Source organism: Salmonella sp. SG203, assembly GCF_013350575.1.
GTDB lineage: Bacteria > Pseudomonadota > Gammaproteobacteria > Enterobacterales > Enterobacteriaceae > Salmonella > Salmonella enterica.
In genome coordinates, this window is sequence record NZ_SNMT01000107.1 from 1 (window position 1) to 527 (window position 527).

Consider the following 527-nt stretch of genomic DNA (forward strand, 5'->3'; position numbering starts at 1 on the left):
ATTCCATAACTGAGCGTCCCGCATCTGAAAAAGGCGTGTCAGCGCGGCGTTACCGCACTCGTGATGCGTCCACAGACGGCGGTTAACGGCGAGGGTGGTGAGGATAATCCCCGCCGCATCCGCGCTGACGGTACGGTCAAACCAGTTTTCACTGTTAACCAGATGTACAGGCCCGCAGTCCGGCATCATGTAGCCGCCACCATCCGGCAGGCGGATGAAGTGCCAGAAACCGCCCTCATATCCGGTAATCATTTTTCCGGCCAGTGCGTACACCTGCATTTCTGCAATCATGAAGTCGTCGCCAAACAGGTACGGCAGAAAAGACAGGCGGTCTGACTCTTCGACGTTAATGATGCGCGCATGTTGCTGATTTGAATGATGCATAAAAACTTCCTCCGTAATCACATTGTCCGCGACACCGGGCGGTGCCGTGCATCCATAACAGACGGGCGTTAAAGCCGGGGATGCAGGGGCGCAAGGGAAGCCGCAGCCTGACGACACGGCAGACGGAAGCCGGAGGGTGAGGA

Annotated in this window: 1 protein-coding gene; it reads right to left on the reverse strand. The window is 57.1% G+C overall.

The annotated features are described in order from the left end of the window. On the reverse strand, window positions 1-384 hold a 384-nt coding region (locus HV477_RS28035; RefSeq protein WP_175065762.1), incomplete at its 3' end, for an antirestriction protein. Window positions 385-527: the final 143 nt, after the last annotated feature.